A 12662-nucleotide genomic window follows, 5' to 3' on the forward strand; every position below is an offset into this window, starting at 1 on the left:
GGATACCGGGCGAATACAGGAATGCACGCAACTTGAGCCCCTAACTACCGGCCAACGGGATGTCAGTCAGACTGACTTCACCACCAACCGGAGCAATTGCACACGATCCGCACTACCTAGCGCCTAACTATTCTACGGGCCAGGCCAAATTAAGACCAATCCGGCATCATACGCCCTCAAAAGCTCTTTCACAGCAGAATGAAAGGAAGCCGGGCGAGTCTTGGGATATGACCTCGTTACTGGCCCCTGATTCTCCGGTGGACAACCCGTCGTCGCCCGGCCCGCGGACAGCACCTGCCGCCGTCGAGCGCTTCCGTCCGCAAGCCCGACGGCGGCTGGCCCGGGCCGATGTCCTGGCTTTCGTCGGGTGGTTGTCGCCGGTTGCGGCGGTGACGCTGTGGCTTGCTGACGGCGGTGCCAGCGGGTTCTCGTCGTTCGCGGCCACCATGACATCGCTGGGGATCGTTGCCGGCTTGATCGGCATGGACCTGGTGTTGTTGATGCTGTTGCTCGCGGCCAGGATCCCGTTCGTGGACAACACAATCGGCCATGACCGCGCCTTGGAGGTGCACAAGAAGCTGGGCAAACCGGCTCTTTACCTGCTGCTGGCGCATGGTCTCCTGCTCGCGATCGGCTACGGAGCGGCGGAGGGCCTGGATCCGGTCAGTGAGTCGGTCTCGCTCTGGGTCAACGTCCCGGACATGTGGCTCGCGTTCGTCTCCATGGCACTGTTCGTTGCCGTGGTGGTGACGTCGCTGGTGGCCGTCCGCCGGAAGTTCCCGTACGAATTCTGGTACGCGATCCACCTGCTGACCTATGTGGCCGTTGGCACCGCCATCCCGCACCAGTTCAGTGTGGGCGGGTTGTTCGCCGAAGGGACGTGGCAACGCTGGTACTGGCTGGCTATTTGCATTGCGACCGGCGCCGCACTTCTCCTCTACAGGGTGTACCTGCCGTTGGCAGCGACATTCCGGCACCAGCTCACCGTCAGCCGCGTGGTCCGGGTCGCGCCGGACGTTTTCAGCATCGAAATGACGGGCCTTCAGCTGGAACGCCTGGCCGGTGCCGGGGGCCGTTTCTTCTTCTGGCGGTTCCTCGCTCCGGGACACTGGTGGCAGCCGCACCCGTTCAGCTTGTCGGCGGAACCCGTGTCCGGCGTCGGAAGCAAACCAGGGAGCTTGCGCATCACGGTGCGAAACCTGGGTGAAGGCTCTGCCCGGCTTGCCCGGATCAAGCCCGGCACCAAGGTCGCCCTTGAGGGCCCCTACGGCATGTTCAGCACGGCGGCACGCACCCGGAACAACGTGGTGATGATCGGCGCGGGGATCGGCATCACGCCGTTGCGGTCGCTCCTGGAATCCACCCCTTTCGAACCCGGCCAGGCCACGGTCCTGCTGCGGGGACACGATGAGTCGGAGCTTTTCCTCGGCAAGGAAATCATGGCGTTGTGCCAGGCACGGGGCGCCACCCTCTTCCACCTCACGGGGCCCCGCTCGGCCGGCGTCCGCTCCTGGCTCCCCGAATCCGCGACGACTGCCGGGTTCACCATCGCCTCCTACGCACCCGGCATCGCAGACGCCGACGTTTACGTTTGCGGCCCCACCCCCTGGGCCGCCTCCGTGATCAGGGAAGTACGCGCAGCGGGTGTCCCCTCGCAACAAGTCCACTACGAAAGGTTTGACTGGTGAGAATTCGAGCAGCCATGGCAACCGCGCTGGCGTCGGCGGGCATCCTGCTAGCGGGCTGGCAGTCGGGCGCGCACATCGCCGACACCGGCACCGCAACCACGACAAGCCTGGGCAGCAGCGCCAGTGCCGCCGGCGGCACCACCACGGGCACCAGCGGAAGCAGCAGCGCCACCAGCAGCGGAACCAAGACAACCACGACGGCGGCAACGTACGACGGCACGGCCGTCCAGACCCGCTTCGGTACAGTCCAGGTCCGGGTAACCATCCAGGGCGGCAAGATCACCGAAGTCACGGCCCTCCAGCTCACTGACGCCGAACGCAAGTCGGCCCAGATAAGCAGCCGAGCAGCACCCGTGTTGCGGTCAGAAGTCCTCCAGGCGCAATCCGCGGACGTGCAAACCGTCGGCGGCGCAACGGTCACCAGCGACGTCTACCTCACCTCACTCCAGGCAGCCCTCGATGCCGCACACTTCTAGCACCACGCAGCTGCGGGCCCGGACATTCCGCACCATGGGCACCGTAGTGAGCCTGACGGTGGCGAGCGGCCACTACGCCCAAACAGCCGTTGACGAGCTCGAGTCAGCAGCCGCCGTCGTCGAGGATAAGTTCTCTGAACTGGACCTGAGCTTCAGCCTGTACCGGAACGGCTCCGAAGCGAGCAGGCTGGCCCGCGGTGAGCTGACCCTGGCCTACGCCTCCGAGTCCATGCAGGCCCTGTACGCAGAAGCGTCCGAATGGCGGTTGGCAACCGGCGGGGCTTTCACGGCTGAGCGGCCGGATGGCACGTTGGACCTTTCCGGGATCGTGAAAGCACACGCGGTGCGTGAGGCAGCGTTGTCCCTCGAAGCCCTGGGTTTGCGGGACTGGTGCCTGAACGCCGGCGGCGATGTCCTGGTGAGCGGGTCCCCCGAACCGGGGACGGAGGAGCCGTGGCTCGCCGGCATCGTTGATCCGCAGGACCGGCAAGCCTTGCTGGGCGCGTATCCGATGTCGGCCCTGCGGGCACTCGCGACGTCGGGCACGGCTGAACGCGGCCAGCACATTTGGGCCATTGGAGGTGCGGCAACGGAGTTCGACCAGGTTTCCGTGGCCGCCGCCGACATCGTTACCGCCGACGTCCTTGCAACCGCCATCGTCGCCGGCGGGACAAGGACCCTCGATCAGGCTGTTGAAAAATGGAAGGTGGAAGTCCTCGCGGTACGTCGCGACGGGACGCTGCTGGCTACCTCCGGGTTCAGGAAACCGGCCTGATCAGGAAACCGGCCTGATCAGTTCTGCGTACTTGGGACTGAGGCCATCGCCGGAAGACACGCCCCGGAGACGACGGGACACCCACGGCGCTGCCGACTCCCGGAGCCAGCGCGCGTTTGCCTTCAGGGCCTCCACCCTCCCCAAAAGCCGCGCGGGCGCGAGCTCGGGAACGTCGATCACATGCTCGTGTTCCAGGACGTCCAGGACGCGCTTGGCCATGTTGATGTGGCCGGCTGTGGACATGTGCATCCGGTCCTCGCCCCACAGCCGCCAGTCGTCGTATTCGTCGAAGCGCCAGTAATCCACCAACAAGGCGCCGTGGTCCTCGGCGATCTCCCGCACGAGTTCGTTGTAGATCGCAGTGCGGCCACGCATCGCGCTGAACACTTTCGAGCCCTTCGCATCGAAGCCCGTGAAGAGGAGGACCGTGGCACCGGTCGCACTCAACTTGGCGATGCCGGCGTCGTACTCCTCCAACAGCGAGTCGATGTCGATCTTGGGCCGCAGGATGTCGTTCGCCCCGGCGTAAAGGGTCACCAGGGTGGGTTTCATTGCGACGGCGGCATCCACCTGCTCGGCCATGATCTGGCGGAGTTTCCGGCCACGGATGGCCAGGTTGGCGTAGCCGAAACCGGGGTTGCTTTGGGCCAATTGCCCTGCCACGATGTCAGCCCAGCCGCGCACCCCGTTGGGGCGGGTGGGATCGTCGTCGCCGACGCCCTCAGTGAACGAATCCCCCAGGGCAACGTATCGGGCAGAAAAATCCATGCCGCCAGTCTGCCACTTCAGCGCTCACAGCCACAAAGCCGCTGTTCTGCGCCGGAGAAAGCACTAGGAATCGCGGAGAATCCAGTGGTTGTTGTCCAACCGGGCAACGATTTTCTCGCCGATCCGTGCGAGGTCGGCGACGTCGTCGGGGCTGAGCGAGTCGAGCATCAGCGTCCGCACCGACTCCACATGGGCTGGCGCCAGGGAAACAATGGTGGACATGCCGGCGTCGGTCAGGTGCGCCACCGTGACGCGGGCGTCGCCGGGGTGGGCCTGCCGTTCCACCCAGCCGCGTTTCTGCAGTTTGGTGACCACGTGCGAAAGCCGTGACAGGGAGGCGCTTGTCCGGGCAGCGAGCTCGCTCATGGGCAGGTACCGGCCCTCCGTTTCGGAGAGCATGGCGAGCACGTTGTAGTCGAACAGGGACAGTTTCCCGGCCGCCTGAAGCTGGGTGTCCAACGCCGAGGGGAGCAAAGTATTGATGCTCAGCAGGGCAAGCCAGGCACGGCGTTCGTCGGCGTTCAGCCACCGGGGTTGATTCATGGGTCCATCTTATGAGAATCCGTCGGCTTCCCGGGTCCAGGCCTGCTGCCCTGGCGATAGGCTGGCTGCATGTTCGTAGTCTCTTTGACCTACAAAGTTCCGGACGAAATCGTCGACTTTCACCGCCCGGGCCATATGGCCTGGCTCAAGGACGCGTTCGACGGCGGGATCTTCCTTGCGTCCGGACGTCGCGTCCCGGCCACGGGAGGCGTGCTGCTGTCCAAAGTGGACAGGGCAACGTTGGATGCCTCGCTGGCCGAGGATCCGTTCTACAGCAACGGGGTGGCCGACTTCGAAATCATCGAATTCACCGCCACCAGCGTGGCCGAAGGCTACGAAAACCTGCTGGACAGCTGAACTTTCGCGGTTTTCGCCGCGCTGGTTCCGAGCCGTTCGGGCAGCACCACCGGCATGAGTTCCGGCCAGCGGGCACCCAGGTGGTCACCGCTCGAAACGCCGCGGACCCGGCGTGAAAACCAAGGTCCGACGTCGCGCCTCAGCCAGGCGACGTCGTCGGCGATGTTTTCGGTGAGGGACTTCGAACGCCACGGCGCCATGACCGGCTCAGAGAGCGAATGCGGCGCTCCCAGGACCTCCAGGACTTTCCTGGCCATGTACCTGTGGCCCGGCGTGGACATGTGCAGCCGGTCGGGAGCCCACATGCGGGGGTCCTGGAACCTTTCGAAGCACCAATAATCCACCAGGAGCGTCTGGTACTTCGCGGCAATCCGCCGGATGTGGCGGTTGTAAATGGCAGTACGGACCTTCAAGGGCTCCAGCAAGGGAGACAACGGGACGTTGTAGCCGGTGAAGAGCACGATGGTGGCACCGCTGGCTTTGAGGCGCATCACGGCGTTTTCGTAATCCCTCATGAGCCGGCCCAGGTTGAGCCGGGCCATGAGGAGGTCGTTGCCGCCGGCGTAGAAGCTGATGAGCGTGGGATTCAGGGCCAGTGCGGGTTCGAGCTGCTCGTCGACGATCCTTTGGAGGCGGCGGCCCCGAACAGCCAGGTTGGCGTAGAGCGTGCGGTCATCGTGCCGGGCGAACTCCTCGGCCACACGGTCAGCCCAGCCACGGCAGTTGTTGGGTAGCCTGCGGTCAACGTCTCCCACGCCCTCAGTGAAGGAGTCTCCCAACGCGACGAATCTCCGCGGCATGGTCATTGTGCTGCCTCCCGGTTTTCCATGAGCTTCTTCAAACCACCCTTGCGGGGGACTTTGACCGGATGCGGCCAGCGGGGTTGCAGCGAATCGCCCAGGGTGACACCGCGCAGTTTGCGCCCGAACAACGGCACCACCCAGTCGTTGACCCAGCGGCGTTGGCGGCGCTCCCATTCACGCAAGGTCAAACGGGTAGGCGGTTCCCATTCCTTGGCCGGGATCTTGTGCGGGACATTGAGATGGTCCAGGACCTGTCCGGCCAAGTACTTGTGGCCGGCCTTGGACATGTGAAGCCGGTCCGGGGACCACATCCGCGGGTCCTTGTAAGCATCGAAGCACCAATAATCCACCAGAACGGCGCCGTACTTGGCCGCTATCTCCCGGACTCTGTGGTTGTACAGGGTATTGCGTTTCTTGAACGGCTCCAGGACCGCGGAAACCTTGACGTCGAACCCCGTGAAGAGCACCACCGTGGCCCCGGTTCCACTCAGCCGCGCAACCAGGAGTTCGTAGTCGGCAAGAAGGGCGTCCATGTCCGTGCCGAAGTCCAGGATGTCATTGCCGCCGGCGTACAGCGTGATGAGCGTGGGCTCCATGGCGAGCGCGGGTTCGAGCTGTTCATCGATGATGTGCCGGAGCCTCTTGCTGCGAACTGCCAGATTGGCGTACTCCCACCCCGGTTGCGCCTTCGCCAGCCTTTCGGCCACCCGGTCGGCCCAGCCGCGCACCCCGTTCGGCAGGATCTTGCTCGGGTCCCCCACGCCCTCGGTGAAGGAATCCCCGACGGCGACATACCGCCGTCGAGCGCTGTTCCCGTCACCGAAGTCGTCCCGCACCCCACTGAAGCTACCCGGCCCCGGTTAAGGCCGAGCCAACCCCAAGTGAACAAGCGTCCGGCTCAAGCACGCGGGATGTGAACAAGCGTCCGGCTCAAGCACGCGGGATGTGAGCAAGCGTCGGAAGGTGACGCGGGCACGAGCCGCAGCGGCGGTTTTGAGAAGGAGCGCATCGCGGCCCATCGTGGCGAGGAGGTCGCTTAGCGACCGGAACGCCACCTATGGGTTGTGTCTAAGCGACGGCTAAACCGGCGCTTCGGCGGACTCAACGATGCAGCAGGGGCTTAGCCCTCCGCCTTGCCGCGACGCCAGTAGCCCATGAACGCAACCTGCTTGCGGTCAATACCAACATCCCGCACCAGGTAGCGCCGCATTTCCTTGATCACGAACGCTTCGCCGGCAATCCAGGCGTAGAACGGCAGGGCACCTGCGGGCAGTGTCGGGTTCTTGGTGGCTTCGATGGCTGCCGCGTCCATGCGCTGCGGGGTTTCCCAAAGAATGTCCTGGTCCACGTTGACGTCTTCGGGCTCAGGACCTGCTGCGGTTCCGGAACCCTTGATGCCCACCCAACCCGGGACGGGAACTGCCTTGGCCACGGCTTCCTTGAGGAGTTCGCCGTGGGGACGGGAGCGTCCGATGGCTGCGCCGCGGGCAAGCCAGGTGATTTCGATGTCGGCGGCGGTGCTGATGTCCTGGAAATCGCCGGCTTCGGGCACCTCGAGGAAGGCATGTCCGGTCATGTCGGCGGGCAGGCTTTCCAGGATGGCGCTGATGGCGGGCACTGCGGTTTCGTCGCCGGCCAGGAGTACGCGCTGCGCCAGCCCCGGCCGCCATTCAATGCCACCGTAGGCGCCGGCGGTGGCGCACTGTGCAGCCCTGTTGTTGGGACCGATGATGGTCAGTGCGTCGCCCGGTTTCGCAGCAAGCGCCCAGTTGGCCGCAGGTCCGCCGTGCCCGGCGTCGTCGAAGTGCATGACGAAGTCGATGTCGATTTCGGGGTACACGGCGTCGAGCCGTTCGGAGCGGACGGTGTAGGTCCGCATGTCCCCACGGACTGACGGGTCCATCGCCAGCCATTCCTGGTACCAGCCGGCCTCTTCCATTTTGAAGGGGGGCAACGGAATGACGTTGCCGTCTGCGTCAAAGGACGGAATCATCAGCTTCACGCGCAGGTCCAGGGTGTCGCCCGCAACGCCGAAGTCGCGCAGCGAGTAGCCGCCGAACGTGATCCGGCGGAAATTGGGGCTCAGTTCCTGCACTGCCGTCACGGTGACGTCGAAGGCGAGGGTCATGGGCTCCACGGCGGCGCTTGCTTTGGCCTGTGTCGGTTGTGCACTCATGAGGCGATCTCCAGTTCGTTGCTTACAGCGGGGCTTGCGTGGTGCCGTCCAATGGGAACGATCAGTGGTGTGCCTGAGATGGGGTCCGGAACCACCCGGGACTCCAGGCCGAAAACGTTGAAGACGAGTTCTTCTGTGACCACATCGATGGCGGGCCCTTCAGCCACGATGCACCCGCCCTTCATGGCGATGACGTGGTCTGCGTAGCGCGCTGCCAGGTTCAAGTCATGGAGCACGATCGCCACAGTGGTCGCGCGGCGGCGGTTGAGGTCCGTGATGAGGTCGAGGACTTCCACCTGATGCGCGAGGTCCAGGTAGGTGGTGGGCTCGTCCAGCAGCAGGACGTCGGTTTCCTGCGCCAAGGCCATGGCAATCCAGACCCGCTGGCGCTGGCCGCCGGACAGTTCGTCGATACTCCGCTCAGCGAGCCCAAGGGTATCGGTGGCTTCGAGCGCGCGCTGCACCGCGGCGTCGTCGGCGGCGCTCCAGCTGCGGAAGAAGCCTTGGTGCGGGTAGCGGCCGCGGCCCACGAGGTCACGCACGGTGATGCCGTCCGGCGCGGCAGGGTGCTGCGGCAGGAGACCCAGCGTGCGGGCCAGTTCGCGGGCCGGACGGGAGTGGATGTCCTTTCCGTCCAGCGTCACTGCACCGCCGGCCGGCTTGAGCAACCGCGACAAGCCGCGCAGGAGCGTGGATTTGCCGCAGGCGTTGGCGCCGACGATCATGGTCACTTTGCCCTCGGGAATCTCGGTGGAGAGCCCCTCCACCACCTTGCGCTGCTCGTACTGGAGCGTGAGGTCCTTGGCATTAAGGATGGCCATGTCAGGCTTCCTTTCGGTTGGACGTGACCAGAAGCCACAGCAGGAAGGGTGCACCGAGCGCACCGGTGATGACGCCGACCGGGAGGACGGTTCCGTCCAGGACGACCGGAGCAATGTTGGAGGCGAAGAAGTCGGCCAGCAGCACGATCAGCGCGCCAGTGAGGGCCGACGCCGGAAGGCTGGGTTTGCGCACGATGCGGCGGGCGATCGGCCCGGCGAGGAACGCGACGAAAGCTACCGGTCCGGCGGCGGCAGTGGCGACGGCGGCAAGTCCGACGGCGGTCAGCACGAGTCCCAGCCGCGCGGCATTGACCCTGATTCCCAGGCCGGCGGCAGCGTCGTCGCCCAGTTCAAGGATGCGCAACGGTCCGGCGAGGACCACGACGGCCGGCAGCAAGACAAGCAAGGAGACCCCCAGAACACCGGCCCGGTCCCAGGTGGCTGAGTTCAGCGAGCCGTTGAGCCAGATGAGGGCGTCTGCGGCAGTCCGGATATCCGCACGGGTCATGAGGAAGTTCACCACCGCGTGGAGTGCTGCGGCGATGCCCACGCCGGCCAGGATGAGGCGGTTGCCTGCAGCGTTGCCCCGGCTGCCCCCGCCCGCGCCGGAGCCGGTGCCGCGGGAGATCGCGTAGATGATGGCCGCGACACCCAGTGCGCCGCCGAGGGCTGCCCCGGAGACGACAGCCCCGGATGCGCCGAAGATCACGATGGCCGTCACTGCCGCGGCGCTGGCACCGTAGCTGATGCCGATGATGTCCGGGCTGGCCAGCGGGTTGCGCAGCATGGTCTGGAAAAGCGCGCCGGCGAGCCCGAAAGCGAGGCCGATCATCGTTCCCACCACAGCGCGGGGCAGTTTGTGTTCCATCACGATGAAGCTGGCGCCCGGGATCTTCTCGCCGCCGGTCAGGTGGTTGATGACGATGGTGAAGAAGTCGGGGATGGTCACGGTGTAGCTGCCCAGGAGCACGTACACGGCGAACATCACCAGCAGCGCGAGGCCCAGGAAGAACGTGGGGCTCAGCACGCGCCGAAGTGGCAGATGATGAGGGTGTTTGGGGGAATTATTGGCATTAAGTGCCGTCTCGGGCGCGGATTTAAGGACCGTCACAGTCCGGCCCCCTTCCCACGGCGAATCAGCCAAACGAACACCGGCGCTCCAACGATCGCGGTCATGATGCCTGCCGGAACTTCGCCCGGGAGGAGGATCACGCGGCCGATGATGTCGGCGGTGATGAGCAGGATGGGAGCCGAGACCAGGGAAAACGGCAGGATCCACCGGTAATCCGGGCCGGTCAGCAGCCGGACGGCGTGGGGGATCACCAGGCCAAGGAAGCCGATGGGGCCGGCCAACGCAGTCGCCGAACCACACAACAGCACGATGCCCAGTGCCGTGATCCCGCGCGCGAGTCCGACGTTCTGGCCCAGGCCGCGGGCAATGTCATCGCCCAGGGCCAGGCTGTTCAGGACGCGCCCGCCGCCCAGGACGATGACCGCGCCAACAGCCAGGAACGGCAGCGCAGGCAGCAGCACCGACCAGTCCCGCCCGCCGATGCTGCCCACCTGCCAGAAACGGAAACGGTCCAGGGTGTCCTGGCTGGAGACAAGAATGACGTTCATCAGGGAGAACAGACCCGCGCTCAGCGCCGCACCCGCCAAGGCGAGCTTGACCGGCGTCGCACCGTCGCGCCCCCGGGACGCTATGGCATAAACGACGACGGCGGCTGCCGCGGCTCCGATGAAAGCGAACCAGATGTAGCCGGTCAGTGAGCCGATGCCGAAGACGTAGATGCCAACAACCACGGACAAGGCCGCGCCGGCGTTGAGACCAAGGATTCCCGGGTCGGCCAGCGGGTTGCGGGCGACGCCCTGCATGGCAGCCCCGGCGAGGCCAAGTGCAGCGCCAGCCAGGAGGCCCAGGACGGTGCGGGGAATCCGGGCGATCACCACAGCGTGGTTGCCGTCAGCCGGATTGAAGTTGGTGAGGGCCTCCCACACCGTGGTGATGGGAAGGCCGCGCGCGCCGATCGCCAACGATGCGGCACTTACTGCGGCGAGTACGACGACGGCCAGCAGCAGCCAGGCGGTGCGCTTGCCTGCTGCGCTCCGGGCCCCGGTTCCCCTACCGGAAGCCGAAGCGTCAGGGGAGATGCCTCCCGGGCCAGCCGGCACCATGCTGCCGCTGCCCCGCCCCTGGACGGCCGTCGTCGTACTCAGTTTCATTGCAGTTACTTGCCTGCGGCTTCTGCGGCCTTACCCAGCTGCGGCAGGAACGTATCCAGTGCCCACGGCAGGCTCAGCGGCGAGGAAGCGGAGATGGAGAGCGTCAGGGTCTGGTCCGAATCGGCAACCAGTGCGCCCTTCTTGATGGCCGGGATCTGGCCCAGCAGCGGGTCGGCCTTGATGGCGTCGGCCGTTGCAGCCTCGGGAACCCAGGTCACGAAGATGTCGGAATCAAGCTCGTTGGCCTTTTCCGCGGACCACGGGATGAAGAATTCCGTGTTCGACTTGGTGTTTTCCGTAACGACGGGGGCCAGCTTCATGCCGATTTCGGAGAGGAACCGGGGGCGGTTGTCGATGGCGGTGTAGACGTTGGCGCCGTCACCCTTGGCGGGCTCGAGGTTGCCGTAGATGAAGGTCTTGTCCTTGATCTGCGGGTACTTGGAAACCTTGTCCTTAATGGTGGCTTCGGTGTCTTCGACCAGCTTCTTGGCTTCAGCTTCCTTGCCCAGCGCCTTGCCGATGATGGTGGTGCTTTCCTGCCACGGCGTACCGTAGGCCAGTTCCGGCTGCGCCACGACGGGGGCGATTTCGCTGAGCTTCTTGTAGTCAGCCTCTTCCAGGCCCGAGTAGGCAGCCAGGATGACGTCCGGGTTGAGCTTGGCGATCTCGGTGAAGTTGATGCCGTCTGCCTCGGAGTACTGCACGGGAGCCTTGTCGGTGCCGAAGCCGGCGCCGAGCTTCTCCAGCGCTGCGTCCTTCCACGGGGTGGAGCCCTTGTCGTTGTTGCCCCACTCGTTCTTGGGCACGCCAACCGGAACAACACCCAGGGCGAGTGCGACGTCGTCGTTGACCCACGAGACGGTGACTACGCGCTTGGGCTGTTCCTTGATGGTGGTCTCACCGAAGACGTTCTTGATGGTCACGGGGAACGCGGCGGACTCGGCCTGCTCGGTTGCCGGCGTCGACGTGGCCGGTCCTGTGGAGCAGCCAGTGAGGGAAAGGGCGACGGCGGCCAGGACGGCCGTCGCGGTACCTGCGGTTTTCAGCAGGGCGCGGCGTGGGAGAAGGGATGCCACGGTACTCCTTAGGTAAGTGATGCGAACCTAAGTAAGGCTAGCCTACCCTCCCGATAATTACGAAACGTTTGCGTCACCTAATCTCCAGGCCTGGGCAATGCGGGCTGCTTTCGATTGGGGTTAGGATGGTCGATGGCGGACTACCGCTTCTGGAAAACGACGAGGGGATGAGCGTGCGCACTGTTTCAGTTGCTGCAGCCATGGTTAGCGAGGTGGCCGTTTTGGCCTGCTTGGCACTCCCCTGCACGTCGGCATCTCTCTAGGTTTCCGGGCACAGCAAAAACCCGGCCTCAGGGCACTTTCCTTGCCTTGCCATTTCCTCGTTTGGTGACCGACGACTCCTGCCATCCCGCAACACTGCCCGTGGCCGTGCCGGCAGAGGCACGCCCAGGCACGCGGACGTCGACCACTTTTCGAAAGAAGCTTTGCCATGCAGAAAATCACTGCCCAACAGATCCGTTCATCCTTCATCAACGCCAGCCGCTCCGAGGCAGCAAAGGCCAATCTTCCCCGCGATTTCGACACCATCGACTGGGACAACCTTGAATTCCTCGGGTGGCGCGATGAGAAGATGCCCCAGCGCGGGTACCTGGTGGTCCCCCACCGGGGCAAACTTACTGGGGTCGTGCTCCGCGCCCCCGAGGGAGGGTCCGGCAAGAAGCGGGTGGTGCTGTGCGAACTGTGCCGGGACGTCTTCTCCAAGGACGACGTCTACCTCTGGGTTGCCAAGAAGGCCGGACAGTCCGGCAAGGACGGGAACACCGTGGGCACCCTGATCTGCGCCGAGTTCGGTTGCAGCGCCAACGTGCGCAAGGAACCACCGGCCAATGAGATCAACCCGGACCCGGCCGTCGTCGTGGTTCGGCAAATCGCAGGCCTGGAGTCCAGGACGGAACAATTCCTGGACCGGGTCCGCGACGTGTCAAAGTAGCGCCCTGGAGCAACGCGGGGTCACT

Annotated in this window: 14 protein-coding genes; 5 read left to right on the plus strand and 9 right to left on the minus strand. The window is 65.1% G+C overall.

The window, feature by feature from the left end; translation table 11 throughout:
- Positions 1 to 227 precede the first annotated feature (227 nt).
- The 3 genes from HMI60_RS18185 to HMI60_RS18195 are packed head-to-tail and all read left to right on the plus strand — an operon-like array spanning position 228 to position 2939.
- The gene (locus HMI60_RS18185) at positions 228 to 1688 is read left to right on the plus strand and encodes a ferric reductase-like transmembrane domain-containing protein (RefSeq protein ID WP_193590153.1); all 1461 of its coding nucleotides are present in this window, start codon (positions 228 to 230) and stop codon (positions 1686 to 1688) included.
- Positions 1685 to 2164 (plus strand): FMN-binding protein, encoded by a 480-nt coding sequence (locus HMI60_RS18190; protein ID WP_227453589.1) that lies wholly within the window; start codon positions 1685 to 1687, stop codon positions 2162 to 2164. The genes HMI60_RS18185 and HMI60_RS18190 overlap by 4 nt, the downstream gene beginning before the upstream one ends.
- Complete coding sequence (locus HMI60_RS18195) at positions 2148 to 2939, plus strand: FAD:protein FMN transferase (protein ID WP_018779922.1); 792 nt, start codon at positions 2148 to 2150, stop codon at positions 2937 to 2939. The genes HMI60_RS18190 and HMI60_RS18195 overlap by 17 nt, the downstream gene beginning before the upstream one ends.
- Here the strand turns inward: HMI60_RS18195 and HMI60_RS18200 are convergent, their stop codons facing one another.
- The gene (locus HMI60_RS18200; RefSeq protein ID WP_193590154.1) at positions 2940 to 3707 is read right to left on the minus strand and encodes an SGNH/GDSL hydrolase family protein; all 768 of its coding nucleotides are present in this window, start codon (positions 3705 to 3707) and stop codon (positions 2940 to 2942) included. It lies immediately after the preceding gene.
- 63 nt (positions 3708 to 3770) lie between these two features.
- Positions 3771 to 4250, minus strand: coding sequence for a MarR family winged helix-turn-helix transcriptional regulator (locus tag HMI60_RS18205; RefSeq protein ID WP_018779924.1), 480 nt, complete (start codon positions 4248 to 4250; stop codon positions 3771 to 3773).
- A gap of 69 nt (positions 4251 to 4319) precedes the next feature.
- Between HMI60_RS18205 and HMI60_RS18210 the strand changes: the two genes are divergently transcribed.
- Positions 4320 to 4607, plus strand: a complete 288-nt coding sequence (locus tag HMI60_RS18210; RefSeq protein WP_018779925.1) for a YciI family protein — start codon at positions 4320 to 4322, stop codon at positions 4605 to 4607.
- Here the strand turns inward: HMI60_RS18210 and HMI60_RS18215 are convergent.
- The 7 genes from HMI60_RS18215 to HMI60_RS18245 form a co-directional block, all read right to left on the minus strand.
- Positions 4583 to 5413, minus strand: coding sequence for an SGNH/GDSL hydrolase family protein (locus tag HMI60_RS18215; protein WP_193590155.1), 831 nt, complete (start codon positions 5411 to 5413; stop codon positions 4583 to 4585). The two genes, HMI60_RS18210 and HMI60_RS18215, sit on opposite strands and share 25 nt — an antisense overlap.
- Positions 5410 to 6246, minus strand: a complete 837-nt coding sequence (locus HMI60_RS18220) for an SGNH/GDSL hydrolase family protein (protein WP_193590156.1) — start codon at positions 6244 to 6246, stop codon at positions 5410 to 5412. The genes HMI60_RS18215 and HMI60_RS18220 overlap by 4 nt, the downstream gene beginning before the upstream one ends.
- Positions 6247 to 6530: 284 nt before the next feature.
- The gene (locus HMI60_RS18225; RefSeq protein ID WP_018779928.1) at positions 6531 to 7586 is read right to left on the minus strand and encodes a siderophore-interacting protein; all 1056 of its coding nucleotides are present in this window, start codon (positions 7584 to 7586) and stop codon (positions 6531 to 6533) included.
- On the minus strand, positions 7583 to 8407 hold the full coding sequence (locus HMI60_RS18230; protein ID WP_193590157.1) for an ABC transporter ATP-binding protein: 825 nt from the start codon (positions 8405 to 8407) through the stop codon (positions 7583 to 7585). The genes HMI60_RS18225 and HMI60_RS18230 overlap by 4 nt, the downstream gene beginning before the upstream one ends.
- A 1-nt stretch (position 8408) precedes the next feature.
- Positions 8409 to 9392 (minus strand): iron chelate uptake ABC transporter family permease subunit, encoded by a 984-nt coding sequence (locus HMI60_RS18235; RefSeq protein ID WP_227453738.1) that lies wholly within the window; start codon positions 9390 to 9392, stop codon positions 8409 to 8411.
- A 122-nt stretch (positions 9393 to 9514) separates the two neighbouring features.
- The gene (locus HMI60_RS18240) at positions 9515 to 10630 is read right to left on the minus strand and encodes an iron ABC transporter permease (protein WP_193590158.1); all 1116 of its coding nucleotides are present in this window, start codon (positions 10628 to 10630) and stop codon (positions 9515 to 9517) included.
- A 5-nt stretch (positions 10631 to 10635) separates the two neighbouring features.
- Positions 10636 to 11706, minus strand: coding sequence for an iron-siderophore ABC transporter substrate-binding protein (locus HMI60_RS18245; protein WP_018779932.1), 1071 nt, complete (start codon positions 11704 to 11706; stop codon positions 10636 to 10638).
- A gap of 430 nt (positions 11707 to 12136) precedes the next feature.
- Here HMI60_RS18245 and HMI60_RS18250 point away from each other — a divergent pair, with 430 nt between their 5' ends.
- Positions 12137 to 12637: an FBP domain-containing protein gene (locus HMI60_RS18250; protein WP_193590159.1), complete on the plus strand. Its 501-nt coding sequence runs from the start codon at positions 12137 to 12139 to the stop codon at positions 12635 to 12637.
- The last annotated feature ends 25 nt before the right edge of the window (positions 12638 to 12662 follow it).

Source organism: Paenarthrobacter sp. YJN-D, assembly GCF_015040335.1.
Taxonomy (GTDB): domain Bacteria; phylum Actinomycetota; class Actinomycetes; order Actinomycetales; family Micrococcaceae; genus Arthrobacter; species Arthrobacter nicotinovorans.

Excerpts from the sequence above, each read along its gene's own strand:
- HMI60_RS18185 (WP_193590153.1), top strand. The coding sequence starts at position 228 with ATGACCTCGTTACTGGCCCCTGATTCTCCGGTGGACAACCCGTCGTCG.
- HMI60_RS18195 (WP_018779922.1), top strand. The coding sequence starts at position 2,148 with ATGCCGCACACTTCTAGCACCACGCAGCTGCGGGCCCGGACATTCCGC.
- HMI60_RS18235 (WP_227453738.1), bottom strand. The coding sequence starts at position 9,392 with ATGTTCGCCGTGTACGTGCTCCTGGGCAGCTACACCGTGACCATCCCC.
- HMI60_RS18225 (WP_018779928.1), bottom strand. The coding sequence starts at position 7,586 with ATGAGTGCACAACCGACACAGGCCAAAGCAAGCGCCGCCGTGGAGCCC.
- HMI60_RS18205 (WP_018779924.1), bottom strand. The coding sequence starts at position 4,250 with ATGAATCAACCCCGGTGGCTGAACGCCGACGAACGCCGTGCCTGGCTT.
- HMI60_RS18200 (WP_193590154.1), bottom strand. The coding sequence starts at position 3,707 with ATGGATTTTTCTGCCCGATACGTTGCCCTGGGGGATTCGTTCACTGAG.
- HMI60_RS18230 (WP_193590157.1), bottom strand. The coding sequence starts at position 8,407 with ATGGCCATCCTTAATGCCAAGGACCTCACGCTCCAGTACGAGCAGCGC.
- HMI60_RS18210 (WP_018779925.1), top strand. The coding sequence starts at position 4,320 with ATGTTCGTAGTCTCTTTGACCTACAAAGTTCCGGACGAAATCGTCGAC.
- HMI60_RS18215 (WP_193590155.1), bottom strand. The coding sequence starts at position 5,413 with ATGACCATGCCGCGGAGATTCGTCGCGTTGGGAGACTCCTTCACTGAG.
- HMI60_RS18250 (WP_193590159.1), top strand. The coding sequence starts at position 12,137 with ATGCAGAAAATCACTGCCCAACAGATCCGTTCATCCTTCATCAACGCC.
- HMI60_RS18240 (WP_193590158.1), bottom strand. The coding sequence starts at position 10,630 with ATGAAACTGAGTACGACGACGGCCGTCCAGGGGCGGGGCAGCGGCAGC.